Annotated in this window: 28 protein-coding genes; 13 read left to right on the top strand and 15 right to left on the bottom strand. The window is 67.0% G+C overall.

Translation table 11 applies throughout. The features are described from left to right. Nucleotides 1-4: 4 nt before the first annotated feature. From E3U26_RS02445 to E3U26_RS02415, 7 genes are all read right to left on the bottom strand, one after another. The gene (locus E3U26_RS02445) at nt 5-2,188 is read right to left on the bottom strand and encodes a transposase (RefSeq protein ID WP_499105343.1); all 2,184 of its coding nucleotides are present in this window, start codon (nt 2,186-2,188) and stop codon (nt 5-7) included. Continuing rightward, nucleotides 2,188-2,736 (bottom strand): hypothetical protein, encoded by a 549-nt coding sequence (locus E3U26_RS02440; protein ID WP_114535528.1) that lies wholly within the window; start codon nt 2,734-2,736, stop codon nt 2,188-2,190. The genes E3U26_RS02445 and E3U26_RS02440 overlap by 1 nt, the downstream gene beginning before the upstream one ends. Nucleotides 2,737-3,639: 903 nt before the next feature. Continuing rightward, nucleotides 3,640-4,368, bottom strand: a complete 729-nt coding sequence (gene istB / locus E3U26_RS02435) for an IS21-like element ISPkr1 family helper ATPase IstB (RefSeq protein WP_024843951.1) — start codon at nt 4,366-4,368, stop codon at nt 3,640-3,642. Then, nucleotides 4,298-5,866 carry an IS21 family transposase gene (gene istA / locus E3U26_RS02430; protein ID WP_028717560.1) on the bottom strand — a complete coding sequence of 523 codons (1,569 nt, stop codon included), beginning with the start codon at nt 5,864-5,866 and terminating at the stop codon, nt 4,298-4,300. The genes istB and istA overlap by 71 nt, the downstream gene beginning before the upstream one ends. A 108-nt stretch (nt 5,867-5,974) precedes the next feature. After that, on the bottom strand, nt 5,975-6,754 hold the full coding sequence (locus tag E3U26_RS02425) for an ABC transporter ATP-binding protein (RefSeq protein ID WP_499105341.1): 780 nt from the start codon (nt 6,752-6,754) through the stop codon (nt 5,975-5,977). A 294-nt stretch (nt 6,755-7,048) separates the two neighbouring features. Beyond that, nucleotides 7,049-7,237: a hypothetical protein gene (locus E3U26_RS02420; RefSeq protein WP_036758520.1), complete on the bottom strand. Its 189-nt coding sequence runs from the start codon at nt 7,235-7,237 to the stop codon at nt 7,049-7,051. 910 nt (nt 7,238-8,147) lie between these two features. After that, on the bottom strand, nt 8,148-8,390 hold the full coding sequence (locus tag E3U26_RS02415) for a DUF2312 domain-containing protein (RefSeq protein WP_083539266.1): 243 nt from the start codon (nt 8,388-8,390) through the stop codon (nt 8,148-8,150). A gap of 144 nt (nt 8,391-8,534) precedes the next feature. On the opposite strand from E3U26_RS02415, the gene E3U26_RS02410 reads away from it, so the two are divergent. The 5 genes from E3U26_RS02410 to E3U26_RS02390 all read left to right on the top strand — a co-directional run bounded on the left by E3U26_RS02410 (nt 8,535) and on the right by E3U26_RS02390 (nt 12,723). Next, nucleotides 8,535-8,762, top strand: coding sequence for a hypothetical protein (locus tag E3U26_RS02410; RefSeq protein ID WP_083539265.1), 228 nt, complete (start codon nt 8,535-8,537; stop codon nt 8,760-8,762). Nucleotide 8,763: 1 nt separating this feature from the next. Next, complete coding sequence (dtd, locus tag E3U26_RS02405; RefSeq protein ID WP_214272764.1) at nt 8,764-9,213, top strand: D-aminoacyl-tRNA deacylase; 450 nt, start codon at nt 8,764-8,766, stop codon at nt 9,211-9,213. A gap of 221 nt (nt 9,214-9,434) precedes the next feature. Beyond that, on the top strand, nt 9,435-10,838 hold the full coding sequence (locus E3U26_RS02400) for a DEAD/DEAH box helicase (protein WP_499105340.1): 1,404 nt from the start codon (nt 9,435-9,437) through the stop codon (nt 10,836-10,838). A gap of 83 nt (nt 10,839-10,921) precedes the next feature. After that, nucleotides 10,922-11,500, top strand: a complete 579-nt coding sequence (locus E3U26_RS02395) for a thymidine kinase (RefSeq protein ID WP_036758515.1) — start codon at nt 10,922-10,924, stop codon at nt 11,498-11,500. Beyond that, complete coding sequence (locus tag E3U26_RS02390; RefSeq protein WP_499105339.1) at nt 11,497-12,723, top strand: cytochrome b/b6 domain-containing protein; 1,227 nt, start codon at nt 11,497-11,499, stop codon at nt 12,721-12,723. The genes E3U26_RS02395 and E3U26_RS02390 overlap by 4 nt, the downstream gene beginning before the upstream one ends. 127 nt (nt 12,724-12,850) lie before the next feature. On the opposite strand, the gene ndk is transcribed toward E3U26_RS02390, so the two are convergent. Then, nucleotides 12,851-13,273, bottom strand: a complete 423-nt coding sequence (gene ndk, locus E3U26_RS02385) for a nucleoside-diphosphate kinase (protein ID WP_011748041.1) — start codon at nt 13,271-13,273, stop codon at nt 12,851-12,853. Nucleotides 13,274-13,438: 165 nt separating this feature from the next. Between ndk and E3U26_RS02380 the strand changes: the two genes are divergently transcribed. The 4 genes from E3U26_RS02380 to E3U26_RS02365 all read left to right on the top strand — a co-directional run bounded on the left by E3U26_RS02380 (nt 13,439) and on the right by E3U26_RS02365 (nt 17,090). Beyond that, nucleotides 13,439-15,286, top strand: a complete 1,848-nt coding sequence (locus tag E3U26_RS02380; RefSeq protein ID WP_036758546.1) for an ABC-F family ATP-binding cassette domain-containing protein — start codon at nt 13,439-13,441, stop codon at nt 15,284-15,286. Nucleotides 15,287-15,386: 100 nt separating this feature from the next. Next, nucleotides 15,387-16,121 (top strand): MipA/OmpV family protein, encoded by a 735-nt coding sequence (locus tag E3U26_RS02375; protein ID WP_114535534.1) that lies wholly within the window; start codon nt 15,387-15,389, stop codon nt 16,119-16,121. Nucleotides 16,122-16,185: 64 nt separating this feature from the next. Then, nucleotides 16,186-16,545, top strand: coding sequence for a DUF59 domain-containing protein (locus E3U26_RS02370; RefSeq protein WP_036758506.1), 360 nt, complete (start codon nt 16,186-16,188; stop codon nt 16,543-16,545). Next, complete coding sequence (locus E3U26_RS02365) at nt 16,542-17,090, top strand: sugar O-acetyltransferase (RefSeq protein WP_208021383.1); 549 nt, start codon at nt 16,542-16,544, stop codon at nt 17,088-17,090. The genes E3U26_RS02370 and E3U26_RS02365 overlap by 4 nt, the downstream gene beginning before the upstream one ends. 3 nt (nt 17,091-17,093) lie before the next feature. Here E3U26_RS02365 and E3U26_RS02360 read toward each other — a convergent pair whose 3' ends face one another. Next, nucleotides 17,094-17,654, bottom strand: coding sequence for a histidine phosphatase family protein (locus E3U26_RS02360; RefSeq protein ID WP_499105338.1), 561 nt, complete (start codon nt 17,652-17,654; stop codon nt 17,094-17,096). Continuing rightward, nucleotides 17,654-18,514, bottom strand: a complete 861-nt coding sequence (gene hemF / locus E3U26_RS02355; RefSeq protein ID WP_449044512.1) for an oxygen-dependent coproporphyrinogen oxidase — start codon at nt 18,512-18,514, stop codon at nt 17,654-17,656. Before hemF ends, E3U26_RS02360 begins: the two co-directional genes overlap by 1 nt. An 80-nt stretch (nt 18,515-18,594) precedes the next feature. On the opposite strand from hemF, the gene E3U26_RS02350 reads away from it, so the two are divergent. Then, nucleotides 18,595-19,008, top strand: coding sequence for a hypothetical protein (locus E3U26_RS02350; RefSeq protein WP_499105337.1), 414 nt, complete (start codon nt 18,595-18,597; stop codon nt 19,006-19,008). 3 nt (nt 19,009-19,011) lie between these two features. On the opposite strand, the gene E3U26_RS02345 is transcribed toward E3U26_RS02350, so the two are convergent. Genes E3U26_RS02345 through clpS form a run of 3 tightly spaced genes read right to left on the bottom strand, consistent with a single transcriptional unit; the run spans nt 19,012 to nt 21,188 of the window. Further along, nucleotides 19,012-19,821, bottom strand: a complete 810-nt coding sequence (locus E3U26_RS02345; protein ID WP_036758495.1) for an SDR family NAD(P)-dependent oxidoreductase — start codon at nt 19,819-19,821, stop codon at nt 19,012-19,014. Next, complete coding sequence (locus E3U26_RS02340; protein ID WP_499105336.1) at nt 19,818-20,867, bottom strand: class I SAM-dependent methyltransferase; 1,050 nt, start codon at nt 20,865-20,867, stop codon at nt 19,818-19,820. The genes E3U26_RS02345 and E3U26_RS02340 overlap by 4 nt, the downstream gene beginning before the upstream one ends. Nucleotides 20,868-20,870: 3 nt before the next feature. Further along, nucleotides 20,871-21,188 (bottom strand): ATP-dependent Clp protease adapter ClpS, encoded by a 318-nt coding sequence (clpS, locus tag E3U26_RS02335; protein WP_024845416.1) that lies wholly within the window; start codon nt 21,186-21,188, stop codon nt 20,871-20,873. Between the two features lie 283 nt (nt 21,189-21,471). On the opposite strand from clpS, the gene E3U26_RS02330 reads away from it, so the two are divergent. Then, entirely contained in the window at nt 21,472-23,103 is a 1,632-nt protein-coding gene (locus tag E3U26_RS02330) for a D-alanyl-D-alanine carboxypeptidase family protein (RefSeq protein ID WP_258551861.1), read from the top strand. A 598-nt stretch (nt 23,104-23,701) separates the two neighbouring features. Here E3U26_RS02330 and E3U26_RS02325 read toward each other — a convergent pair. Both E3U26_RS02325 and E3U26_RS02320 read right to left on the bottom strand, forming a co-directional pair. After that, nucleotides 23,702-24,160 (bottom strand): Lrp/AsnC family transcriptional regulator, encoded by a 459-nt coding sequence (locus tag E3U26_RS02325; RefSeq protein ID WP_072463627.1) that lies wholly within the window; start codon nt 24,158-24,160, stop codon nt 23,702-23,704. After that, nucleotides 24,157-24,612, bottom strand: coding sequence for an Lrp/AsnC family transcriptional regulator (locus E3U26_RS02320; RefSeq protein ID WP_499105334.1), 456 nt, complete (start codon nt 24,610-24,612; stop codon nt 24,157-24,159). Before E3U26_RS02320 ends, E3U26_RS02325 begins: the two co-directional genes overlap by 4 nt. Before the next feature lie 126 nt (nt 24,613-24,738). Here E3U26_RS02320 and ilvC point away from each other — a divergent pair, with 126 nt between their 5' ends. Together ilvC and E3U26_RS02310 are read left to right on the top strand one after the other, a co-directional pair. Next, complete coding sequence (ilvC, locus tag E3U26_RS02315) at nt 24,739-25,761, top strand: ketol-acid reductoisomerase (protein ID WP_036758482.1); 1,023 nt, start codon at nt 24,739-24,741, stop codon at nt 25,759-25,761. 182 nt (nt 25,762-25,943) lie between these two features. Further along, entirely contained in the window at nt 25,944-26,417 is a 474-nt protein-coding gene (locus tag E3U26_RS02310; RefSeq protein ID WP_499105333.1) for an NUDIX hydrolase, read from the top strand. Nucleotide 26,418 lies beyond the last annotated feature (1 nt).

The raw sequence follows: 26,418 nt of genomic DNA, 5'->3' as shown, positions 1-26,418 counted from the left end.
GGGGTTACTCCGTGATGGACCAGGGCTGCGTTGCGGGGGCCGCGTCGGGCAGGTCTGGTTGCGTGGGGGCAGGATCAGTGGCCGGCATCACCGGCAAGGTCGCCGGGCGCGGCGCCTGCGCTTCCGGGTCCGGAATGGAACGGCCAAGGCCATCAGCAGCCGCAGGCCGCGCCGGTCTGTCGCCGCCCGCATTGAAGCCGATATAGAGGCTGGCCTCCAAATCCCGGATCCGCTCGGGCGTCCATTCGTCGACGAGCAGCCCGGCCATCCGCGTCGCCGCGGTGCTGCGCCCTTCGATCGCCGTGATCGCGGCATGGATCATCTGGCGGTCATAGGATTTGCGACCCGCATTCGCGGCTTTCAGTTCCCGGGTTGCAGCGACCCACTGGCGGGCAGACACACCGTCGAAACCGGGCAGGACCGTGCCGACCTCGAATTTCTGCTGCCCGGCATAGACGGTCACCGTGCCGATATCGTCGGGATGCCAGCGCACCTCGACATCGCGCTCTTCCCGGTTGGTCATCAGTCGTGCCAGCGCCTCGGAGTGATAACGCAGGCCCAGGACGGTCACGCCCTCCCGGGACAGCTTGCGCGGCAGTCGCTCCCCGAAGATGGCGCGATGGGTGTCCATATCCGGCGGGGGCTGCACACCCCATTCGGCGGTCAGGCGACGCCAGCAATGAAGCGGGGTTTCGCCACCCAGACCGGCATGCGGGGTATTGTGGTAGATGTCGACGATCCAGCGCACCAGGCAGAAAGCCAGATCATCGAAGGTCAGCGCGGCGCGCCCCTCCGGATCTGCATTCCCCTTCTCGCGAATGCTGCCGAAGGTGCGGCCCGGCAGGCGGGGCAGCAGGCCGGTGTTGAGGCTATCGAAGAAGCGCTCGTTGCGGGCGCGCATCTGGGCCAACCCCGCCGGCGCCCGCAGCGTGGTGATGCCCAGATCCGCGCAGGCCACCCGGAAGCGCTCCGACTTGAAGGCCGCGCCATTGTCGGTGACGATCAGGGCAGGCGTGCCATGCATGTCCCAGGAGCCGAGGGAGCCGGCCGCATCAGCCCATTTGCCCTTGTCGCGCAGGATCATCTGCAGCACCTGCAGAGAGGCATTGTCCTTGGCCGAACGCGAAAAGGCCATGCCAAGGATGCAGCGCGTCGTGGCACAGATGGCGACGGTCACGAACCAGCGCGCCTTGCTGCGATCCAGGCCGAGGATTTTCTGCTCCTCCTTGGTCAGCAGTTCACGCAGCCCCCAGGATTCCGTCAGCGAGATGATGTCGATGATGTTTTCATCGATTTCCACCCGCTCGAGCGGCCGGGTCAGCCGCAGACCCTGGCCGACCGGCATGAATTTCTTGCGCGCCTCCTCGATTCCGTCACGGGCGACCGCGACCTCGAACGGATCGAGCATGTGGATCGCCCGGCGCACGGTTTCGTAACTGGGAATGGGAAAGGGGTGCAGCCCCTCCGCCACCCGGGCCTCGTTGCGAGCGTCGAAGGCGACGCTGACGTTTTCGTGGATCGTCTTCATGCTCGGCCGGTCTTCGCTGGCATAGCGCCGGACCTCGCGCATCATCAGGGCAAGCTGTTCGGGACCCATCAGGCGGTTGCGGTTCCCGCGCCGATTCATGGCATCGACGAGGCCGCCAATCCCCGATGCCCGATGATCCGCGTGCCACCGGCGCAGTGTTCTGGGCGACGGATCCTTGTTGAAGTCCTGCGATTGCTGGACGTTTTCGCCGCCCCGAAACTGCGCCGCGTAATCCATAGCGCGGCCACGCAACTCGAACCGGTTGGCCAGAATGGCCGCGTCGGTGCGGTTGATGCGCTTCTCGCGCTCCATCTCCAGGAATGCTTCGATATAGGCGTTCTTCTTCGTCAGCCGAGCGGCCGATTTCGCCTCCAGTTCCGAGATCAGCACATCTCCGGTGAGGAGACGGCGCTTTGCGATCTCGGGGGCATGGAAATTATGCTCGACCCGGATACGCTTCATCGACCCCAGGCGGCTCAGCTCCTGATGCGTGAAGCTGCCGCAGCGGCCGGAACCGTCATCCAGTTCCAGCAGCCAGCCTTCTTCGTTCCGGCTATGGGGCAGGGTCCTGTAGGTCTGACCTTCGATGGTGATGCGATCATATTTACCGAAGGCATAATGGTGGCGGTCGGCATCAAAGCTGAGATTGTGCATATGCATCAGAGGTCGCTCCTCTTGTAGGCCAACGTGGCCGGAGTAATGCGTTCATTCTGAACGGGGCGAAGCTGACCGCTGCGGACAAGCCGCAGCAGGGCCCGGAAGCCCGCGGCACCGCAGCCGGTCCTGGCGGAGAGATCCGCAAGAGAGGCGGTGCCGGTCATCTCGGACAGAACCTGGGCAGCGGCGGCATCGGCCGGCGGATCACCAGCGCGAACGCCGTGAAGGAGCCAGGCGTTGTGCAGCTCCACCGGGTCGAGATCCGCGTCGGTCAGCAGGCGGACGTCATCGGCGAAGCGGCTGCTGCGCGCCTGGTCCGCGATCCGCGCCATCTGCCGGCCGAAGCGGCCGCCTGTCCGTGCGACGGGACGGATGGCGCAGGCGATCCGGGTTCCGTCCGTTCTGGTGATGAACAGGTCGAAGTAATGGGTGCGATATTCGCCATGCTCGTCGAACCAGTCGAAACCCACCTGTTCGCGCAGGTCGGCGATGTCGGGGCGGAGCGACAGACAAAGGCACCAGCAGAGTTCGAGATGGCTCTCGACTTGCACGACCCGGGCCGGCGCCGGAAGCGGTGCCGCGGCCGGAGCCGTCGCCGATGACGAGATGGCCGCAGAAATGGGCCTTGGAACTGAGCGTCACGGAACGCTGCGCGGAGCTGGGCAGAGGCGTAGTGAATCCGCCAGGGCTTTCTTCGATGGGATAGTGCATTGGGGTTTCCTCACGGGATATCGGTTCCCGCCCGGCCTGGGCAGAAGCGGTCGCGCGTCGGACCGGCCAGGGCCGAGTCCGGGAGCCGCTTTCCGGGGCGCGGGCATAAGGGGACCGCTCCCAACCGGTCCCGTTCAGGGATTAGGCCGGGCCAGGCGCTCTGCCGAGCCGGAAGGCGCATATGGGGAGGAGGGCCGCCGTCCATGCAGATTCCTTGCGGCGGGCCGCGGAATCTGCTAGAGAACCTAGTATCAGTTGGTGGACTACGGTCTGCCTTGAACGATTGCACCGGGATGTTGGCGCATTCCGGTGCTCGTTTTTCCAGGATTAGTTCTTCATGGTTTTGTCCCTTCGTTTGCAGCCCGAAAGCGGCGGCACTCTATCGCATTTCGCATTCATGTAAAATAATATCAATTATTACAACGCGTTACTGGAAATCTGGGAACTCCCCCGATTTTCGCACAACCCTTCCGACCAGGAAGGGAAGGTCTTGTAGACAGGCACTTCCAACCCACGACAGCCGGTTCCTCCACGCCGTTCGGGAGCGGACGCAGAGCTTTGCGAAACGGCGGGGCCGGTTCACAAAGTTTCAAGCACAGTCAGCGAGGGTGGCTGTCAATCGGCACGCAACTTTGACCCCCTTTCGGCGCCCAATAATGACCCCGCTTGGTCAGCACGGGTAGCTGGCCCGATGCGGTGTAGCCTCCATACAGCGCAACCGGATCGGGCCAGCGGCGTCTCGGTCATTCCCGCGTCTTGAAGCGCCAGCTCTCGTTGCCGGTCTCGACGATGTCACAGTGATGGGTCAGTCGGTCGAGGAGCGCCGTTGTCATCTTCGCGTCTCCGAAGACGGTCGGCCATTCGCCGAAGTCGAGGTTCGTCGTCACGATGATCGAGGTGCGTTCGTAAAGGCGACTGATGAGGTGGAACAGGAGCTGGCCACCCGTCTGGGCGAACGGCAGATATCCCAACTCGTCGAGGATCAGGAAGTCGAGGCGGCACAGGAGATCCGCAGTGCGTCCCTGTCGGTCGGCGCGGGCTTCGGCGTCCAGCTTGTTCACCAGGTCCACGACGTTGAAGAAGCGGCCGCGCTTGCCACGGCGGATGCAGGCCCGGGCGATGCTGACGGCAAGGTGGGATTTGCCGGTCCCGGTGCCGCCGATGAGGACGACGTTACGCTGATGCTCGAGGAACTCTCCGGAGGCCAGATCGCGCACCAGCGTTTCGTTTACGGGCGTGTCTTCGAAGCTGAACTCGTCGACTTCCTTGGCCAAGGGCAGCTTGGCGATGGTCATCTGGTATTTGATCGAGCGAGCTTGTTTCTCGCTGATCTCGGCGTTCAGCAGGTCGCCCACGATTTGCTGCGGTTCGTGCTGTCGCTTCACCGCCGTGGCGATGATCTCATCGTAGGCGGCCTTCATGCCGTAGAGCTTCAACTGGCCCATCGCGTCCAGCACCTGTGATCTTTCCATGGCGGGGTCTCCTGAGGCTGTCGTAGCGTTTGCAGTCGGCCACGGGCTCGCAGGTCAGGCGCAACGCGTCCGGCGTGGCGATGGTCAACGGAGGTGGTGGCTCGCGATGTCGGGCCAGGATGTTCAGAACGACCGATGCCGCCGGGGCGCCTTCGGTCAGGGCCTCGACGCAGGCAGCCTCGACGGCTTCCAGTCCATCCGTTGGGATCATGCTCAGGATCTGGACCATCTGACGGTCACCGTTCGGCACGCGCCCCAGCTTACGCTGGACGCGTCGTATCGCCGGCGGCAGTTCCCATTCCTTGAAGGGAGCGCCGTTTCGAAGGGCGCCGGGCTTGCGGGCCAGCACCGGGATGTAGTGCAGCGGGTCATAGATGGCCTTGTCGCGCCCGAAGGCGCGGTCGTGCCGGCCGACGATCTTGCCGTCCTGCCAGACCTCGACCCGCTCGGCATAGGCGCGGATCTCGACCGGACGGCCGACGGCGCGACCATCGACCGAGTAGCGGTTCTTGTCGAACCTAACGAGGCAGGTCTTGGACACCGAGGCCGGCACGGCATGGAATCCGTCGAAAGGGCCGACGTAGGGCACCAGGCTCGCCCGCTCATCCTGGAACACGTCCCAGATTGTCCGATCACGCAATTCCTGGTGCGGATGGGCCTTGGCCCAGGCAATACAGCGATCCTGAAGCCAGGCGTTGAGTTCCGCGTAGCTCTTGAAGCGCGGCCGCGGCACGAAGAACCGCCGCCGGACAACGCCAACCTGGTTCTCTACTTGTCCCTTCTCCCAGCCGGACGCGGGGGTGCAGGCGACGGGATCGACAAGGTAGTGTCCGCACATCTGCTGGAACCGGCGATTATACGCGCGGTCGCGGCCGACGAAGATCGTGTCCACCGCCGTCTTCATGTTGTCGTAGATCCCACGCGCACAGGCGCCGCCGAAGAAGGCAAAGGCCTTGTCATGGGCATCGAACACCATTTCCTGCGTCTCTCGCGGGTAGGCCCGGACGAACAGCATCCGGCTATGACAAAGCCGGACGTGAGCCACCTTCACCGTGGTGGTCACGCCGTCGATCAGAACGACCTCGTGACTCCAGTCGAACTGGTAGGCTTCACCCGGATCGAAGCTCAGTGGCACATAGGCGGCGGCTGACGCTTCCTGCTCCGCCTGCGACCACGAAGCCGCATAGCGTCGGACCGCGTCGTAGCCGCCGTCATATCCGAGGGCCCTGAGCTCTTCGAAAATCCGGATGCGGGTCAGCCGCTCGCGCTTCGGCTTGCGCGCATTCGCCGCCAGCATCTCGTCGAGCTTGCCTTTCCAGGGACCGATCTTCGGCTGCGGTTGGACGGTTCGCTCGTAAGTCATCTCCGTTGCGCCGGACCGGATCACCTTCCGAACCGTGTTCCGCGATACCCGCAGCTCTCGGCAGATATGCTTGATCGACTTCTTGTCCTGGAAATACGCCCGGCGGATCTTCGCAATCGTCTCCACAACCAGCATCCCACACTGTGCCCCCCGATAGCCTCGGAGGCATCATGACCATCAGCGTAAGGGGGGTCATTTTTGGAAGCCGATTACCCCGTTACGGGGTCAATTTTGCACGCCGGTTCACAGCCAGGGCGCGGTCAGGCGGTTCGCACGACCGACGAAGGAAGCGACAAAGGGATTGGCCGGGGCTTCATAAATCTCGCGTGGGGTGCCGGCCTGCATCAGCTTGCCAGCCTGCATGACCACGATCTTGTCGCACATCGCGAGCGCTTCGACCTGGTCATGGGTCACAAACAGCGCCGTAATACCGGTCTTCTGCTGGATCTCGCGGATCTCCCGGCGCATTTCATCCCGCAGTTTCGCATCAAGATTGCTGAGAGGTTCATCCAGGAGCAGGATCGAGGGCCGCACCACCAGCGCACGTGCCAGGGCAACACGCTGTTGCTGGCCGCCAGAAAGCTGCGTGGGCTTGCGGTCTTCCTTGCCTTCCAGATGGACCATCCGAAGCGCGTCCCGCACCCGTGCCTTGATTTCATCCTTGCCGATCCCGCGCATCTCAAGACCGAAGGCGACGTTTTGGGCGATCGTCATGTGCGGGAAGAGGGCATAGGACTGAAAGACGAGTCCCATGTCGCGCTGATAGGTGGGGGTAGAGGTCACGTCCCTTCCGCCCACGAGAATCTCGCCGGAGGTCACTGGGATCAAGCCAGCCACCATTCGCAGTGTGGTGGTTTTCCCGCAGCCGGACGGGCCGAGGAGTGCGACCAGTTCGCCTCCCTGGATGTCGAGGTTCAGGTTATCGACCCCAACGAAATCCTGATATTTCTTCGTGAGCCCGCGAAGGTGAAGCGGAACACCCGTTCCCGCGGTCCGCGAGGGGCTCGGTTGGTCTGAAGGCATGGGTCATTCCCCTGTCTGGATCGCGCTTGCGCCACGCTTGGGATGGGTTGAAGCGGCCGGCTGTCCGGCCAGATAGCTGGCCGGGCCCCTCAGGGGCCCGGAGGCTTCATTCAGCGCGCAATCACCTTGCGGCGCCATTCCTGCATGATCCGCTCGCGGGCTGGCTGCCAGCCGCAGGCACTCCCAGCACCATCCAGAGGCTGGATGGGTGGAGCACGATCCGGATGAGTTGTTGAAGAACATCCGGGCGGTCCTTGCTGCCGCAGGACGGGTTGATGCCATTGCGCTCGCCAATCAGGGCGAGAGTTGCCTTGCCTGGGATGCGCAATCCGGCGAGGCGCTCTCGGTGCGCTCCCAGCCCTCATCGGCGAAAGGGTCCACGCCGCGCAGTTTACCTAGATGCCGGAGGAACCGATCCTCGAGCGAGGCGAGCGTTTCTCCGGGATCGAAGGTTCGGACGAGAAGGAACGGGATGCGGGGCATGCGGGATTCCTTTCGGCAAAGCCGGGTCGTTGACCGGGGTCAGCCGGCCGTGCGGTGAGGCAGGATAGGGGCGGGTTCAGGGCAAGGGGCGCACGACCGAACGCCGGCGGGTTTTCACTCAGCGCATGTGAGCGGGCCGTGTCGGCCCTGAAGCCTGCAGCAAAGCCTTGATGAAACGCGTGTTGCTGCGGCATCGTGATCGCTTTCGAGACACGGCTCCGTCGTTCGGAAAAGCGGCGCTTTCCGGCGGGATCGTGAGGGTTTGGAAACTCCGGAGATCCGGCAGCCGTCAGGCCGCGCCATCGCTCCGGAACGGATTGAAACGACCTTGCCGGGCAGCGACTCGACCGTCAACGGGTCGGATCCGGGCCTGTGCAGCAGATCACGATCACGGGCGGCGATTGAGCGCTTCCAGGTAATGCATTGAAATTGCCGAATTTATTGCAGAGCCAGTCGAAGCGATGGACAGTAATTGGTTGTAGAAAGGACAAAAAGGGGCCCGAATGGTCATTATTTCGGTTGTTCGACATCCTAGATCACCCTATGGTTGAATTTCCCCGATAACCGGAGTTATGTAACCAAATATACCCCAACTCCCGCCATCACCATCCGGCTTCAGCCGCGCAAATTCCGCCGTTCCCCGGCTGATCCACCTTCATGATGGCGTGATCGTCGGTTGCGCCGTATTCCCACCCGGCAAGCAACCGCTCGAGCTGTTAAGGAATGCCCGTGCGCGGGCGGCCCTGTCGGAGCCGCTACAACCAGACGGCTCCTAAAAGCACCATCTCGCAGCGGTCCGATCATCATGCGCCCGAGGGCCAGGACAGGCCGCATCGACGCGCAGGCGCGGCATGACGCAAAAGCGCATGCGAACGGATCGGGCCAAGGGAAGCCGGCCCGATCAAGGGCTTCAGGCCATGTTCAGGGCCTGCTTGTAGATTTCCAGCACCGCTTCTTCTTCAGCGACCTGGTCCTTGTCCTTCTTTCTCAGCGAAATGATGGACCTCAGCGCCTTGGTGTCGTAGCCGCGCCCCTTGCTCTCGGCGTAGACCTCCTTGATCTGCTCGGCGATGTCCTTCTTTTCCTGCTCCAGATGCTCGATCCGCTCCACGAACTGACGCAGTTCGTCCGCAGTCACCTGATACGAATCCATTTGCTGCTCCATTTGCTGTTGCGGATCGCGATGCGCGGCGCGCAAGGCCGCGACACCATCTCCATGCTTTCCGCCGCGGGTCTAGGCGGTCTTGCGGCCGGGCGCAATCGCCGCTAGGCCGTCGCTGGCAGACGGAGGCGGAAGATGACGATCTGGGACGGGCTGATCTGGGGCGGAACCGGGCTGACGGTGATCGGGCTCGTTGCGCTGGCATGGTGCATCGTCACCGCCGCGCGGGCCAAGGCGCGGATCTCGGACGACGACCAGATGCGCGCCACCATGCGCAAGGTGGTCGCCGTGAACATGGCCGCGCTGGCCGCGTCGGTCCTGGGGCTGATGCTGGTCGTGCTGGGCATCATGCTGGGCGGCTGAGATGCGGGCCCTGGTCCAGCGTGTCGCCGAGGCCCAGGTCACGGTCGCGGGCCGCAGCATCGGCCGCATCGGGCCGGGCCTGCTGGTGCTGGTCTGCGCCATGCGCGGCGATCCCGAGGACGCGGCGGCGAAACTGGCCGCGCGCGTGGCCAAGCTGCGCATCTTCCGCGACGAGGCCGGCAAGATGAACCGATCGGTCCAGGACATCGGCGGCGCGGTTCTGGTGGTCAGCCAGTTCACGCTCGCCGCCGACACCAGCACCGGCAACCGCCCCGGATTTTCCACCGCCGAGGCGCCCGAGCGCGGCGAGGCGCTGTATCTGCGCTTTGCCGAGGCGCTGCGCGCACTCGGCCTGCCGGTCGAGACCGGCTCCTTCGGCGCCGACATGCAGGTGTCGCTGGTCAATGACGGTCCGGTGACGATCTGGATGGATTCCGCAGACCGCGCTTGACTTTCGCGGCAGGAACCCTCATTTGCGACGGGTTGCCGCCCGCTGCCGCGTGAGCAGCCGGCGCCCTTGCGCCAAGGTCGGCACCGATTTTCCAGTTTCCCATTCACGCGGGGAGGCTGCGGGCATCACCGTATCCACGCCCGCCCCTCGCAACCAGCCGTGCGATCCGCGCGGCCCCAGCCATGCGCGCCGATACGCGGGCGACCTGGCCGAAAGACGACATGACGAACGAAACCACCCGCCCGAACCGTTCGGGCAACCCCCGCGCCCAGCAAGGCGGCAAGCCGCGCTTCCGCAGCGACAAGCCCAACACCAACCACCGCCGTCACCGCGCCGAGCCGGAAGAGAAGTTCATCCGCCGCGCCATCCCCGAGATGGACACCGCCTTCACCCGCATGGGGATCGACCCGCGCGTGGCGATCAACCTGCCGGGCCTGGGGATCGAGACCCCCTCCCCCATCCAGGAGAAATCCATCCCCGGCATCGTCGCCGGCCGCGACCTTCTGGGCCTGGCGCAGACCGGCACCGGCAAGACGGCGGCCTTCGGCCTGCCGATGCTGACCCGGCTGCTGAACATCGGCCGCAAGCCCGAGCCCAAGACCTGCCGCGCGCTGATCCTGGCGCCGACGCGGGAACTGGCGACCCAGATCGCCGAGAATATCGACAACTATGCCATCGGCACGCCGATCCGGCAGTTCCGCGTCGTCGGCGGCGCCTCGATCAACGTGCAGACCCAGCGGCTGGAACGCGGCGTCGACGTGCTGATCGCGACGCCGGGCCGGCTGATCGACCTGATCGAGCGCGGCGCCGTGGACCTGTCGCAGACCAAGTATCTGGTGCTGGACGAGGCCGACCAGATGCTGGACATCGGCTTCATCCACGCGCTGCGCCGCATCGCCAAGATGCTGCCGCGCGAACGCCAGACGCTGCTGTTCTCGGCCACCATGCCGAAGCTGATGGAGGAGCTGGCCGACAGCTACCTGAACGATCCCCTGCGCGTGGCGGTGAACCCGCCCGGACAGGCGGCGGAAAAGATCGACCAGGGCGTGCATTTCGTCAACCAGGGCGACAAGGCGACCCTGCTGGCGGAATACCTGTCGAAACATGTGGACGAGCTGGCCATCGTCTTCGGCCGCACCAAGCACGGTTCGGAAAAGCTGTCGAAGCTTCTGGAGAAATGGGGCTTCAAGGTCGCCGCGATCCACGGCAACAAGAGCCAGGGCCAGCGCGAGCGGGCATTGGCGAGCTTCCGCGCCGGCGAGACCAAGGTGCTGGTCGCGACCGACGTGGCGGCGCGCGGGCTCGACATTCCGCAGGTGGCGCATGTCTATAACTACGACCTGCCGAACGTGCCGGAAAACTATGTCCACCGCATCGGCCGCACCGCCCGCGCCGGGCGCGACGGCCGCGCCATCGCCTTCTGCTCGCCCACCGAGATCGGCGAGCTGCGCGCCATCGAAAAGGCGATGAAGGCCAAGATCGCCGTGGTCGGTGGCGAGGAACCCTTTGAGGCGGCCAAGATCCGCGAGCGCGGCGGCCCGGCCGCCCGCCCGGCCCAAGGCGCGGCGCGCAAGCGCCCTGCCCGGCGCCCCTCGCGCGCGCCGAAATCGACGCAGCGCAGCTGATCCCGCCGATATACGCGCAAACGTGAGCCGCCGCCCCGTCGCGGCGGCTTGCGACCATCGGGCCGTCGCGGCTATCTGCCGGCATGGCCAAGCTTTACTTTCATTATTCCACGATGAACGCCGGCAAGAGCACGCTCTTGCTGCAGGCGTCCTACAACTACCGCGAGCGCGGCATGGCGACGCTGCTGCTGACCGCGGCGCTGGACGACCGCGCCGGCAGCGGCCGCATCGCCAGCCGCATCGGCATCGCCGAGCCCGCGCTGGGTTTCACCCCCGAGGCCGATCTTTTCGCCCTGATCGAGGCCGAGGGCCGCGATGCCGCCTGCATCTTCGTCGACGAGGCGCAGTTCCTGACCGAGGACCAGGTCTGGCAACTGGCCCGCGTCGCCGACGATCTTGGCCAGCCGGTGATGTGCTATGGGCTGCGGGTCGATTTCCGCGGCCGGCTGTTTCCCGGCTCGGCGGCGCTGCTGGCCTTGGCCGACGACCTGCGCGAGGTGCGCACCATCTGCCATTGCGGGCGCAAGGCCACCATGGTCGTGCGCCAGGACGAAGGGGGCCGCGTGCTGCACCAGGGCGCCCAGGTCCAGATCGGCGGCAATGAAACCTATGTCTCGCTCTGCCGGCGCCATTGGCGCGAAGCGATGGGAGAAATCCGATGAAGGCCAGCAATACCGACCGCGCCTATGGCTGGGTCGCCCGCTTCTTCCACTGGACGGTCGCCGTCCTGATCCTGGCCGCGATCGCCGTCGGGCTTTACGCGGACAACCTGCCCGAGGGCGGCGACGCGCAGATGCAGGCGATCTTCGCCGCCTATTCCCTGCACAAGACCCTGGGCATGGCGGCGCTGGTCCTGGTGGCGGCGCGGTTGCTCTGGACGCTGGGGCAGCCGAAGCCCGGCCCCCTGCACCCCGAGCGGCGGCTGGAGACCCTTGGCGCCGAGGCGGTGCATTGGGCGCTGTGGATCGGCATGATCGTCATGCCGCTGTCGGGTTGGCTCTTGCATTCGGCGGCGCCGGGCGGCTTTGCCCGCATCCTCTGGCCCTTCGGGCAGCGCCTGCCCTTCGTGCCCGAGGACGTGGCCCTGTCCGAGCGTTTCGGGGTCTTTCACGAATTGGGCTGGTGGCTGCTGGCCGGGCTGATCCTGCTGCATGTCCTGGGCGCGCTGAAGCATGCGGTCATCGACCGCGACGGCACCATGCACCGCATGGCCGGCGATCCCGCGCTCGCGCCCGAACCGACCGCCCCGGCCTCGGGCATCCTGCCGCATCTGCTGGCGGCCGTGGCGGGGCTGGGGCTTTGGGTCGGCATCGCCCTGGTGCCGGCCTTGGTGTCGACCTCGATTCCGGCCGACGCGCCCGCGGTGCAGCAGCCGGCGGCATCCGTGCCTGCGACCGCCTCGGGTGCGGGCTGGGCGGTGGACCAGGGCAAGCTGGAGATCGAGGTTGTCCAGGCCGGCAATCCGGTCGCGGGCCAGTTCGGCCAATGGCAGGCCGATATTTCCTATGACCCGGACAGCCGGACCGGGCAGGTGCGGGTCGAGGTCGACATCGCCTCGTTGACGCTGGGCGCGGTCAGCGACGCCGCCAAGGGACCGGATTTCCTGGATGCCGCCGCCCATCCGACCGCCGTCTTCGAGGCCGAGATCCTGCCGCCCGCGGCCGAGGGGCAGCCGCATGTCGCGCAGGGCCGGCTGACCGTCGCCGGCCAGGCGGTCGAGGCCGCCCTGCCCTTTGAGCTGGTCATCGAGGGCGACGTGGCGCAGGCGCAGGGCCGGATGCAGCTCGACCGCCGCGATTTCGGCATCGGTGCGAGCTATGCCGACGAAGGCACCGTGGGCTTTGCCGTGGCCGTGGGGTTCGAGCTGAGCGCCAGGCGGCAATAGGGCAAGGGCCGCCTCGACGGGCGGCCCTGCCTTGGGTATTCGGGAAACGGTGACGGCGCGGCAGGAAAAAGGCCGCCTCGGTGGGCGGCCTTTTCCGATGGGTATTTGGGGAACGAAGAAGCCGGGCTCAGCCGACCAGTTCGAGGCCCGAGAAGAAGAAGGCGATCTCGCGCGCCGCGGCTTCGGGGCTGTCCGAGCCATGGACCGAGTTTTCGCCGACCGAGAGGGCGAATTCCTTGCGGATGGTGCCCTCGTCGGCATTGGCCGGGTTGGTCGCGCCCATGACTTCGCGGTTCTTCAGGATGGCGCCCTCGCCTTCCAGTACCTGCACCACCACCGGCTCGGAGGTCATGAATTCGGTCAGCTCGCCGTAGAACGGGCGTTCCTTGTGTTCGGCATAGAACTGGCCGGCTTGCGCCAGCGTCAGCTGGATGCGCTTTTGCGCGACGATGCGCAGGCCGGCTTCCTCGAACTTGGCGTTGATCTTGCCGGTCAGGTTGCGCTTGGTGGCGTCGGGTTTGATGATCGAAAGCGTGCGTTCGATGGCCATGGGATCGTCCTTTTCCTTGTTCCGGCCGCAGGTGGCGCGGAAATCCGCGCCCCGTTAGCATGGGCGGCGGCGCTTGAAAAGCCGGCGCGGCCCCGGCCCGCGCCTTGGCACGGGGCTTTGATGACGGCATTGACGGCGCGCGCGGCTTGCGCCATGCGGGGGCGCATGCTGCGCATCGACGACATATCCTATTCCATCGCCGGACGGCCGCTGTTCGAGCACGCCTCGGCCACCATCCCCGACGGCCACAAGGTCGGCCTGGTCGGCCCGAACGGCGCCGGCAAGACCACGCTGTTCCGGCTGATCCGGGGCGAGCTGGGCCTGGACGGCGGCGCCATCACCCTGCCGCCCCGCGCCCGCATCGGCGGCGTCGCGCAGGAAGCGCCCGGCACCGCGACGAGCGTGCTGGAGACGGTGCTGGAGGCGGACGCCGAGCGCGCCGCCCTGATCGCCGAATCCGCAAGCGCCGCCGATCCCGCCCGCATCGCCGAGATCCAGACCCGGCTGGCCGACATCGATGCCTGGTCCGCCGAGGCGCGGGCCGCGACCATCCTGCGCGGCCTGGGCTTTTCGACCGAGGACCAGGCCCGGCCGACCAGCGACTATTCCGGCGGCTGGCGCATGCGCGTGGCGCTGGCCGGCGTGCTGTTTTCCCAACCCGACCTGCTGCTGCTGGACGAGCCGACCAACTACCTGGACCTGGAAGGCGCGCTGTGGCTGGAAAGCTACCTGGCGAAATATCCCCATACCGTCATCGTCATCAGCCATGACCGCGACCTGCTGAACCGCGCCGTCGGCCATATCCTGCACCTGGAGGATCGCAAGCTGCTGCTTTACTCCGGCGGCTACGACACCTTCGCGCGGACGCGGGCCGAGAAGCGCGCCCTGCAGGCCGCCGAGGCCAGGAAGCAGGACGCCCGCCGCGCCCATCTGCAAAGCTTCGTCGACCGTTTCCGTGCCAAGGCCACCAAGGCGCGCCAGGCCCAGGCCCGCATCAAGATGCTGGAAAGGATGGAGCCGATCACCGCCCCGGAAGAGGCGAAGTTCCACCGCTTCGGCTTTCCGCAGCCCGACCAGCTGTCGCCGCCCATCGTCTCGCTGGACGGGGTTTCGGTCGGCTATGACGGGCGCGCGGTGCTGCGGCGGCTGAACCTGCGCATCGACCAGGACGACCGCATCGCGCTTTTGGGTCGCAACGGCCAGGGCAAGTCCACGCTGTCCAAGCTTCTGGCCGGGCGGCTGGAGGCGATGGAGGGGCGGATCGCGCGTTCGGGCAAGCTGCGCATCGGCTATTTCGCCCAGCACCAGGTCGACGAGCTGGAACTGATGGACACGCCGCTGGACCATGTCCGCCGGCTGCGCCCGGACGAGCCGCCGGCCCGGCTGCGCGCCCGACTGGCCGGCTTCGGGCTGATGGAGGCCCAGGCCGAGACCCGCGTCGGCCAGCTGTCCGGCGGGCAGAAGGCGCGGCTGTCGCTGCTGCTCGCGACCATCGACGCGCCGCATCTGCTGATCCTGGACGAGCCGACCAACCACCTGGACATCGAATCGCGCGAGGCGCTGACCGAGGCACTGAACGACTATACCGGCGCCGTGGTGCTGGTCAGCCATGACATGCACCTGCTGAACCTGGTGGCCGACCGGCTGTGGCTGGTGGACCAGGGCGGGGTCAGCCCCTGGCAGGGCGACCTGGACGACTATCGCCGCATGCTGCTGGCCGGCGAGGAGAAGTCCGAGCCGAAGCCCGAGGCGAAACCGGCGCCCAAACGCCCCGCGCGCGAGAAGGTTCTGGAGCTGCGCGCCGAGGCCCGCCGGGCCGAGGAGCGGGTTGAAAAGCTGACCGCCATGCTGGAAAAGCTGGATGCGATCATGGCCGATCCCGCGACCTATGACGACGCGCAGAAGGCCGAGGCCTGGGGCCGCAAGCATGCCGAGGCCAGCGAGGCGATGCAGCGCGCCGAGGGGTTGTGGATGGAGGCGCTGGAGCGGCTGGAGGAAGCCCAGCGGGCCTGAGCGCAACACCCGCGAATTATTGTCTAAAATTCGCTAGACTCCGCTTGCCCTGATGCCGGGTTTCGACGCAGGGTGCCGACCGATTTGATAAGGATTCGCCATGACCCGGATTGCCGCGCTTGCGCTTCTTGCCGCCACCGCCCTGACCTCGCCCGCCGCGGCGCAGTCGCTGGGGCTTGGGCGCGGGCTTTCGGTCGATGCCGGGCTGGGGGTGAAATACAGCCCCGAGTTCATGGGGTCGGACAACCTGGACGCCTCGCCCTGGATCATCCTGCGCAACGGCGATGCCGACCGCGGCAAGAAGGACGGGATCTCGATCCTGCCCTCGCTGAACTATGTGGGCAAGCGCGATGCCGACGATCACGAGGATCTGCGCGGCATGCGCGACATCGGCCGCGCCGGCGAATTCGGGGTGAAGCTGTCCTGGCGCATGGGCGACATGACCAGCTATGGCGCCATCCGCAAGGGCTTCGGCGGCCATCACGGCGTGGCGGGCGAACTGGGCGCGAAATACCGCTATGAGGTCAACGACAGGCTGACGCTTTGGACCGGGGCCGAGCTGGGCCTGGGCGACCAGGATTTCGTTGGCACCTATTTCGGCGTCGACGGGAACGAATCGCGGCCGGGCCGCGCCGCCCACAGCCCCGACGGCGGCGCCTATATCGCCCGCGTCAGCGTCGAGGCGCGTTACGAATTCATGCCCGACACGGCGCTGATGGGGCGGCTGACCTATGGCCGGCTGCTGGGCGATGCCGGCGATTCGCCCCTGGTGCAGACCCGCAGCCAGCCCTCGATCAGCATCGGCGTGGCGCGGCGGCTGAACTTCCGCTTCTAAGCGGCTCTGGACCCCGGAAGGCACAAGTCCTATATCATTGCCAAGATTTTACAGGACACGCCGCATGAGCACCGAGAATCTCAAGGAAGGCGACCCGCTGATCGCGCCTTCGACGACCGACCATCCCCTTTACGAAAGCGTGGTCGAGGCCTGCAAGACGGTCTACGACCCGGAAATCCCGGTCAATATCTTCGACCTGGGGCTGATCTATACCATCGCCATCGACAACGAGAATGCGGTGCGCATCGTCATGACCCTGACCGCGCCCGGCTGCCCCGTCGCGGGCGAGATGCCCGGCTGGGTCGCCGATGCGGTCGAGCCGCTGCCCGGCGTCAAGCAGGTCGATGTCGAGATGACCTTCCTGCCGCAATGGGGCATGGACATGATGTCCGAAGAGGCCCGCCTGGAGCTTGGCTTCATTTGACGGCGCGCGAGGACATGCTGGCCGGCCGGCCCTACAATCCCGGCGATGGCGAGTTGGTGGCGATGCGCAAGGCCGCGCAGGGATTGATGCGCGACTACAACGCCACCATTATCGGCGACAAGACCCGCGCCCGCACCCTGACGCAATTGCTGGGCACCTGGAACGGCGCGGTGATCCGCACGCCCTTTCATGTCGATTACGGCAAGCACATCCATTTCGGGCCGGATTGCTTCGTGAATTACGGCTGCTTCTTCATGGACATCTGCGAAATCCGCATCGGCGCGCGCTGCCAGTTCGGCACCGCCGTGCAATTGCTGACCGAGGACCGCCCGCGCGAGCGCGACAGCCGTGCCAAGGGCGTCGAATGGGGCAAGCCCATCACCATCGGCGATGACGTCTGGGTCGGCGGCGGCGCGGTCGTGCTGCCGGGCGTCAGCATCGGCGACGGCGCCATCGTCGGCGCCGGCGCGGTCGTGACCCGCGACGTGGCAGCCGGCGCGACCGTGGTCGGCAACCCTGCCCGTCCCTTGCCGGCGAAATCCTGAGCGTCAGAGAAACATCCGGTGCCGGCCGCGGCTGACCAGGTGCAGCCCGCCCTGGCTGACCGGCATTTCGGCCAGCCGCTCCAGCGGCAGGTCCATGGCCACCAGCCGCAGCATGCGCAGGGTGATGCCATGCGTCACGATCAGCGCCGGGCCGTCCAGGTCGTCCAGGAATGCGCGCACCCGCGCCTCGAGCCCGGCGAAATGCTCGCCCCCCGGCGCCAGGTCATACCAGTCCAGCGGCCCGCGGGCGAAGGCTTCCGGGTGCGCCGCGTGCAGTTCCGACGAAAGCCGGCCGCTGAATTCGCCGATATCGATTTCATGCAGGCGCTCGTCCAGGGCAAAGCCCTGCCCGCCAAAGGCGATGCGCGCGGTCTGCTGCGCCCGCCCCGCGGTGCTGGCAAGCCGCGCCATGCCGCGCAGATCGCGCACCAGCCAGGCCAGCCGCCGCGCCTGCGCCTCGCCCAGCGGGGTAAGCGGGGAATCCAGCCGGCCCTGCATCCGCCCCTCGGCGTTCCAGACCGTCTGGCCGTGCCGCATCAGGTAAAGGTCCGGCCAGTCCGGCATCAGGCCCATTTCGCCATGGGCGGCAGGCTCATCAGCACCGCCTCGGGGTCGTGGCCGGTGGCCAGGCCGAACTTGGTGCCGCGGTCATAGACCAGGTTGTATTCCGCATAGAGGCCGCGATGGATCAGTTGCGCGTCCTTGTCCGCCTCGTCCCAGGGCCGGGCCATGCGCTTTTCGGCCAGGGGCAGGAAGGCGGGCAGGAAAGCCTCGCCCACCGCCCTGGTAAAGGCGAAATCGGCATGCCAGTCGCCGCTGTTCAGGTCGTCATAGAAGATGCCGCCCACGCCCCGCGCCCTTCCGCGATGCGGGACAAAGAAATACTCGTCCGCCCAGGCCTTGAAGCGGTCGTAGTAATCGGCGCCATGCGGGGCGCAGGCAGCGCGCAGGGTGTCGTGGAAATGCGCGGTATCCTCGGCATATTCCAGGCAGGGGTTCAGGTCGGCGCCGCCGCCGAACCACCAGGCGCCCGGCGTCCAGAACATGCGCGTGTTCATGTGCACCGCCGGCGCATGCGGGTTCTGCATATGCGCGACCAGGCTGATCCCCGAGGCCCAGAAGCGCGGGTCCGCCTCGATCCCCGGCACGCCGCGGGCCGCCATGGCCTGGCGGGCGGCAGGGGACAGTTCGCCATGCACCGCCGACCAGTTCACGCCGACCTTTTCGAAGACCCGGCCGCCGCGCATGACCGACATCAGCCCGCCGCCGCCATCCTCGCCGCGCCGGGTCTCGCGGACCTCGAAACGGCCGGGCGCGGCGCTGCCGGGGCCGCGATCCTCCAGCGCCTCGAAGGCGGCCACGATGCGGTCGCGCAGCTCGCGGAACCAGGCCGCGGCCTTCTGTCGCTCATCGTGCATTTCCATGGGCTTGCCTCCGCATTCGTGAATTGCCCCACCTGGGGGACGGGCTTATGCTTCGGACGAAACAACTAGAGATCCCGGCCATGACCCGCAACATCCTGCTTGCCCTGATGCCTGTTCTGGTTGTCGCATCCTGCGGAACCCCGCAAGAGCAATGCTTCAGCCGCAACACCCGTGAATATCGCACCGTCTCGAACCTGCTGGCCGAAGTCGAGGCCAACCTGGCGCGCGGCTATGCCTGGGAAGAGCGCACGGTGATGCGCACCCAATGGGAAGATTGCCGCTATGTCTGGGTGGACAAGGACGGCAACCGCCGGCTGGGCTATCGCCCCTGCCTGCGCGACGTCGCCGATACCGAGCGCTACCGGGTGCCGATCGACCCGGCGGCCGAGACGCGCAAGCGCGACAACCTGCTGGCGCGCAAGCAGGCGCTGATGCCCGCCGCCCGCGCCGCGGTCGACGCCTGCAAGGCCGCCTATCCCGAAAAGGACGGATAACGCTCAGTAGACGCCGGGCGCCAGCGGGTCGCCCAGGCTGCGGCCACCATCGACGCGCAGGATCTGCCCGGTGACAAAGCTCGACGCCTCGCTGGCCAGGAACTGCACCGTCGCCGCCAGTTCGTCCGCCCCGGCGATCCGGCCCAGGGGCGTCGCCGCGATCATGCGGTCGCGCAGGCCCGGATCCTCGCGCAGCTTCAGCTGCAGGTTGTTCGACATGATGCTGGCGAAGGCCACGCCGTTCACCCTGATCCGCTTGGGCGCCAGGGCCGAGGCGAGCGAGCGCGTCGCCTGCGCCTGCGCCGCGCTGGCGATGGAATAGGCCAGCATCTGCGGCTGCGGCCAGTCGGCGGCCAGCGAGGTGACGTTGACGATGGCGCCGTGCTGGATCGCCTCCTCGCCCGCCTCCTCGGCCTGGGCCATCATCCGCTTGGCGACCATCTGCGACAGGCGCAGGCCGGAACTCATGTTCTGGCGCAGCATGTCGCCCAGCAGGTCGTCGTTTACCGTCAGCGGGTCGCAGCCCTGCACCATGCGATGCGCATTGACCAGGATGTCCACCCGGTCGAAGGCGTCGATGGTGGCCGAGACCAGGTTCGCCAGCGTCAGCTTCTGCCCCAGGTCGCCGGCAAAGGCGCGCACCGGCCCCTCGGCCGCGGCCTGGTCGCCCAGTTCGGTCATCAGCGCCGCCTCGTCGCTGTCGGCGAACATGACATTGGCGCCCGCCTCCTCGAAATGGCGGGCGATGGCCAGGCCGATGCCGCGGGCGGCGCCGGTCACGATGGCGGTCTTGCCCTGGATGGACAGGCTCATCTTTTCCTCGCTCTCGACAGGGGGGCTTTCGACTGCGGGCCTTTCGACTGGGGCCGCCCGGCACCGCCGCGCCGCGCGCCCGAGGCGGTCAGGATCTTGAACCGCGCGTCTCCGCCCAGCTCGGTGACTTCGGCAAAGCATTCGCGCAGCGCCTGCTCATAGGGAAGGTGGCGGTTGGCCACCATCCACAGCCGCCCCGCCCCGGTCAGCAGCCCCGCCGCCGCACGGATGAAGCCGGCACCGAGCCTCGGGTCGGCCGCCCGCCCCTCGTGGAAGGGCGGGTTCATGATCACGCCGTTCACCGGCTCGGGCAGGCGGAAATCCAGCGCATCCGCCCAGTGAAAGCGCGCGCGCGGATCGGCAATGTTGCGCCGCGCGCAGTCCAGAGCCGCGGCATCGGCCTCGACCAGGTGCAGCAGCTCGACGCCGGGATGGGTCAGGATCTGCGCCGAAAGCCAGCCCCAGCCCGCGCCCAGGTCGACGATGCGGGTCGGCAGTTTCTCGGGCAGCGCCGCCGCCAGCGCCTGCGAGGCGGGGTCCGGCCCGTCGGCCGAGAACACGCCCGGCCGCGTCACCATGCCGGGTGCGGCCAGGTGATCCTGCGCCGCCCAGCCCTCGGGCAGCCAGCCCGGCTGGGGCAGCGTCACCCGGAAGATCTTGCCATGGGCGCGCGACTGGACCTCGTCCACCGGGGCCAGGGCGCGCATCTCCTTCATCACCGCATCGACGCCGTCGGTCTTTTGCCCGTCGATCCACAGCGGGGCGCCTGGCGCCAGCCGCGCCGCGGCCTCGGCGATGCGCGCCCGCGCCTCGGCCCGCGCCCGCGGCAAAAAGACCACGGCGCCGTCGAAATCGCCCGAGGCCGCCGTCTCGACGTCGTAGCCTCGCGATTTCAGCGCCTGGTGGTCGGGATAAAAGCCCTGCACGATCTGCACGCGGGCAGGATCGAAGGACGAAAGATCGGTCGCGGCGCCCGCGCCGATCAGCAGCATGCGCCCTTCGGGCGGCGTGCCGCCAAAGACAAGTTCCAGCCGTGATCCAGCCAATTTCTACTCTTTTTCCATGGTGCATTGCAGCGGATGCTGCTGGCGGCGGGCCAGTTCCATGACCTGCGCCACCTTGGTTTCGGCGATCTCGTGCGAGAAGACGCCGACGACGGCCACCCCCTTGCGATGAACCGTCAGCATGATCTCGATCGCCTGGGCGTGGTTCATGTTGAACAGCCGCTCAAGCACATGCACGACGAATTCCATCGGCGTGAAATCGTCGTTCAGCAGCAATACCTTGTACATCGGAGGCCGCTGCGTGCGGGGTCTGGTCTTGACCCCCAGTTCGACCTCTTCGCGGTCCCCAGGTCGGTTGGTCATCTGCGGTTTGGTCACGACGCTCGTATCAGGATATGGACGGTTCTGGGACCGAATATAGAGCCTTTCCCCGCGCTTGATAAGCCCCGCCCCCGCCGCCGGGATGCGAAAGCCCCGGCAACCTGCGGCAGATTGCGCGGCATGGGCGCAAACTTGCGGTTTCCGAACACGGGAATGCGTGTTATTGTCATTTCATTAATGAAGGGCCCGCATAATGAACGGACCCTCAGAGGCAGAAGAGACCGGGACAGTGAGCAGAATCACCAGAAAAGTCCGCTTGGGACTGATGATCCTATTCGCCTGGGCATTGCCCATGGCGGTGGCCGCCGCCCCCTTCGCGGCCTTCGTCATGGATGCGCGCACCGGGCAGGAAATCTATGCGCAGAACGCGGATACGCGGCTTCATCCGGCCTCGCTGACCAAGATGATGACGCTCTACATGGCCTTCAGCGCCGTCGAGCGCGGGCAGGTGCGGCTGGACAGCAAGTTCCTGGTGTCCAGCCATGCGGCCGCACAACCGCCCTCGCGGCTGGGGCTGAAGCCGGGCCAGCGGATCGAGCTGCGCTACCTGATCCGCGCGGCGGCGGTGAAATCCGCCAATGACGCGGCCACGGTGATCGGCGAGGGGCTGGCGGGATCCGAGGCGAAATTCGCCGCGCAGATGACCCAGATGGCCCGTGCCCTGGGCATGCGCAACACGCATTTCCGCAACGCCAACGGCCTGACGGCCGAGGGGCATTATTCCACCGCCCGCGACATGACGGTCCTCGGGCGGCGACTGTTCTACGATTTCCCGCAATATTACTCGATCTTCTCGCGCCGCTCGGCCGATGCGGGGATCGCCACCGTCGCCAGCACCAACAAGCGCTTCCTCGACAGCTACGAGGGCGCGGACGGCATCAAGACCGGCTATACGCGGGCGGCGGGCTTCAACCTGACCGCCTCGGCCAAGCGCGGCTCCAAGCGGATCATCGCCACGGTGCTGGGCGGCACCTCGACGGCGCATCGCAACCAGGTCATGGCCCAGCTGCTGGACGCCGGCTTCGGAAAGGCCCCCACCCGTGTGCGAGAGGTGAAGCCCGCGCCGCCGCAGCTGGTGGCCGAGAAGAAGGTGCGCCGCACCGTGCAGGTCGCCCGCACCGAACCGCAGCAGGCGGCGACCGTGCGGCTTGCCAGCTCGGACCGTCCGGTGGCGCGAGCCTCGACCGTGGCGGTGGTGACGCCGGCGGCGATCTCGGCCGCGGTCTCGCGCGCCCAGGCGGCCGCGGCACCGGCCCCTGCCCGCAGCGGCAGCTCCCTTGCCGCCAGCGCCCGGCCGGCGCGCAAGCCCGGCACCGGCCAGTTCGCCAATGTCGCGACCGATCCCGAACTGCTGGCCCGCGCCGCCCGGCCCGAGGCGCGGCCGGAAGAAGGCGATGCCTCGGAACCCGCGGCCGTGCCGGTGAATGCCGTCCGCCCTGCCCCAGCGCCGCGCGACGACCGTTCGGCCGGGCTTTCCGCGCCGGCGGCGGGCTCGCCCTCGCTGTTCGTGCAGGCGACCCAACCGCAGCCGGAAAGCATGGCGCTGCTGGCCTCGCCGGCCCCGGCGCAGCGGTCCGAGACGATCATCCTCGCCTCGCTCGACCCCGAAGAGGATGCCGCGCCCGCGCCGACCGAGATCGTCGCCCGCGGATCGGATTCGGGCGGCAAGGGCTGGGGCGTCTCGCTGGGCCTGTTCCGTTCGCAATACGAGGCCGAGCAGATGCTGCTGAAAACCGCGCTTCAGGAAAGCGGCGCGCTTGGCAGCGCGCTGAGCCGCGTCGCCAATACCAAGCGGGGATTCGAGGCGAATTTCGTCGGGATGAACCGGGAAACCGCGGAACTCGCCTGCGGCCGGATCGCCGCGCGGCAGCAAAGCTGCCGGGTCCTCGGCCCCTGACCCCACCGGCCGAGGGGTTCGCCGCCGCCAAGCAACGAGGGCGCCATGGTCCGGCAGGACCAGGCGCCCTTGGCATTCCGCCCTTGGCATTCCGCCCTTGGCATTCCGCCCTTGGCATTCCGCCCTTGGCATTCCGCCCTTGGCATTCCGCCCTTGGCATTCCGCCCTTGGCATTCCGCCCTTGGCATTCCGCCCTTGGCATTCCGCCCTTGGCATTCCGCCCTTGGCATTCCGCCCTTGGCATTCCGCCCTTGGCATTCCGCCCTTGGCATTCCGCCCTTGGCATTCCGCCCTTGGCATTCCGCCCTTGGCATTCCGCCCTTGGCATTCCGCCCTTGGCATTCCGCCCTTGGCATTCCGCCCTTGGCATTCCGCCCTTGGCATTCCGCCCTTGGCATTCCGCCCTTGGCATTCCGCCCTTGGCATTCCGCCCTTGGCATTCCGCCCTTGGCATTCCGCCTTGGCATTCCGCCCTCCCTGCAAGCCGGACCGCTTGGGCAACCTGTAACCGCTGCATAGCGGGCACGAGGCCGCGCGGCCGGCTGCATTCCCGCGGCAAGCCTGCGTTTCCAGATGCGCGGGCCCGACAGCCGCCGGGCTAAAGCGGCCCCGGCCGGCGTTCTTCTGAAAGCATGACATTGGCCTCGACCTGGCCCACGCCGGGCAGGGTCATGATGCGGCGGCGCAGGATGCGCTCGAAATCGGCGATGTCGCGGGCATGGATGCGCAGGCGGTAGTCGAACTGCCCCAGCACGTGCTGCACAACCTGCACCTCGGGGATCGCCGTCACTGCGCGCTCGAAATCCTCCAGGCTGACGCGGCCCTTGGCGGCCAGCCGGATGCCCAGGAACACGGTGACGCCGAAGCCCAGGGCGGGCTTGTCCACCACCACCCGGCGCCCGGCGACCACCCCCGCCTCGGTCAGCCGGCGGATGCGCCGCCAAGCCGCGGGCTGGGTCAGGCCCAGGATCCGGCCGATCTCGGCCGCGCCGCGCGTCGCATCCTCGGCCAGAAGCCGCAGGATCGCCAGATCCGTCGCATCGGGGTGAAAGCTCACAGCGGCAGCTCCTGCACGTCCTTGATGGTCGAGACCAGCATCAGCGCATCGCTGTCGGCCACATGTGGCAGGGTCAGGATGCTTTCGCGATAGAGCTGCTGCCAATGCGCCATGTCGCGGGCGATCACCGACAGCCGCAGATCGACCGAGCCCAGGAAGGTCTGGATCTCGGTCACTTCCGGCACGCGCCGGGCGGCGGCGATGAATTCGTCGAAGGCGCGGGGATGGGTCTTGTCCAGGGTAAAGCGCAGGCTGACCTGCACCTCGTAGCCAAGCCTGCGCCAGTCGATGCGGGCTTCGGTGGCGCGGATCACCCCCGCCTGGCGCAGCCGTTCCAGCCGGCGCCACAGGCTGGCCGGCGTGACCCCTGCCCGCTCGGCCAGATCGGCGTTCGCGATGTCGGGATCGGCCAGAAGCTGGCGCAGGATGCGGCGGTCGGTCGCGTCGGGCATGAATTTTTCACCTCTATGGCATTCTTAGCATGATTGTCGCCAAACTTCCAGGACATCCGCGAAGATTGCACAGAACTGCTGTCGGAACGCTGCTAGAACCCTCGCATCGAAACGAGGGAGATCCCGATGCGTGTCTATTACGATCGCGACTGCGATGTGAACCTGATCAAGGACAAGAAGATCGCCATGCTGGGCTATGGCAGCCAAGGCCATGCCCATGCGCTGAACCTGCGCGATTCCGGCGCCAAGAACCTGGTCGTCGCCCTGCGCGAGGGTTCCGCCTCGGCCAAGAAGGCCGAAGCCGAGGGGCTGAAGGTCATGGGCATCGCCGAGGCCGCCGCCTGGGCCGACCTGATCATGTTCACCATGCCCGACGAGCTGCAGGCCGAGACCTATCGCAAATACGTGCATGACAACCTGCGCGAAGGCGCGGCCATCGCCTTTGCCCACGGGCTGAACGTGCATTTCGGCCTGATCGAGCCCAAGCCCGGCGTGGACGTGATCATGATGGCGCCCAAGGGCCCCGGCCACACCGTGCGCGGCGAATATGTCAAGGGCGGCGGCGTGCCCTGCCTGGTCGCGGTGCATCAGGACGCCACCGGCAAGGCCATGGACATCGGCCTGAGCTATTGCTCGGCCATCGGCGGCGGCCGCTCGGGCATCATCGAGACGAACTTCCGCCAGGAATGCGAAACCGACCTGTTCGGCGAGCAGGCGGTGCTGTGCGGCGGCCTGGTCGAGCTGATCCGCATGGGCTTCGAAACCCTGGTCGAGGCCGGCTACGAGCCGGAAATGGCCTATTTCGAATGCCTGCACGAAGTGAAGCTGATCGTGGACCTGATCTACGAGGGCGGCATCGCCAACATGAACTATTCGATCTCGAACACCGCGGAATATGGCGAATACGTCTCGGGCCCGCGCGTGCTGCCTTATGAAGAGACCAAGGCGCGGATGAAGGCGGTGCTGACCGACATCCAGACCGGCAAGTTCGTGCGCGACTTCATGCAGGAGAACGCCGTGGGCCAGCCCTTCTTCAAGGCGACCCGCCGCATCAACGACGAACACCAGATCGAGAAGGTCGGCGAGAAGCTGCGCGGCATGATGCCCTGGATCTCCAAGGGCAAGATGGTGGACAAGGAGCGCAACTGAGCGCGATGCCATGGAAAGCCCCGCCCCGGCGGGGCTTTTCCATTTCGCGGGCGCAGAGGCGCGCGGCGGGAGCCGGCATATCGCGTCGGGCGAGCTTTCCCGATCGCGGAGGCCGCAGGCCACGCCGCCCTTGGCCGGGCATGTGCTAGCCCGGCAGGCCGGGCGTTTTCAGGGCAAGGAACATGCGGATCATCGACAGGCAGGCCGTGCGGGCCATTCTGCTGACGCCCGAGGACCGGGTGCTGCTGATGCGGGTCGATTACGGCGGCGGCGACTGGTGGATCACCCCCGGCGGCGGCACCGAGCCGGGCGAGACGCCGGAACAGACCCTGCGCCGCGAATTGGCCGAGGAGCTGGGCTTGGCCCTGCCCGCCCTGGGCCCGCTGGTCTGGCGGCGCCGCGTGACCATGACGCTGCACCGGCAGCGCTGGCGGCAGTCCGAGGATTATTTCCTGGTCGAGACCCCCGGCTTCACCCCGGCGATCCAGGACGCGCCCGAAGCCGCCACCATCCGCGAATTCCGCTGGTGGAGCCTCGCTGAGATGCGCCACACCTCCCAGCGCCTGGCCCCGGCCGGGCTGGCGCGCATCGTGCTGGACTATCGCGAAAGCGGGCCGCCCGGCAGCCCGCCCGAGATGGAAATTATCGAGGATTGAT

The organism is Paracoccus ferrooxidans, from assembly GCF_029909815.1.
In the GTDB taxonomy this organism is placed as follows: Bacteria; Pseudomonadota; Alphaproteobacteria; order Rhodobacterales; family Rhodobacteraceae; genus Paracoccus; species Paracoccus versutus.
The sequence above is the reverse complement of the archived record's forward strand: the minus strand, read 5'-3'. Positions and strand labels throughout refer to the sequence as shown.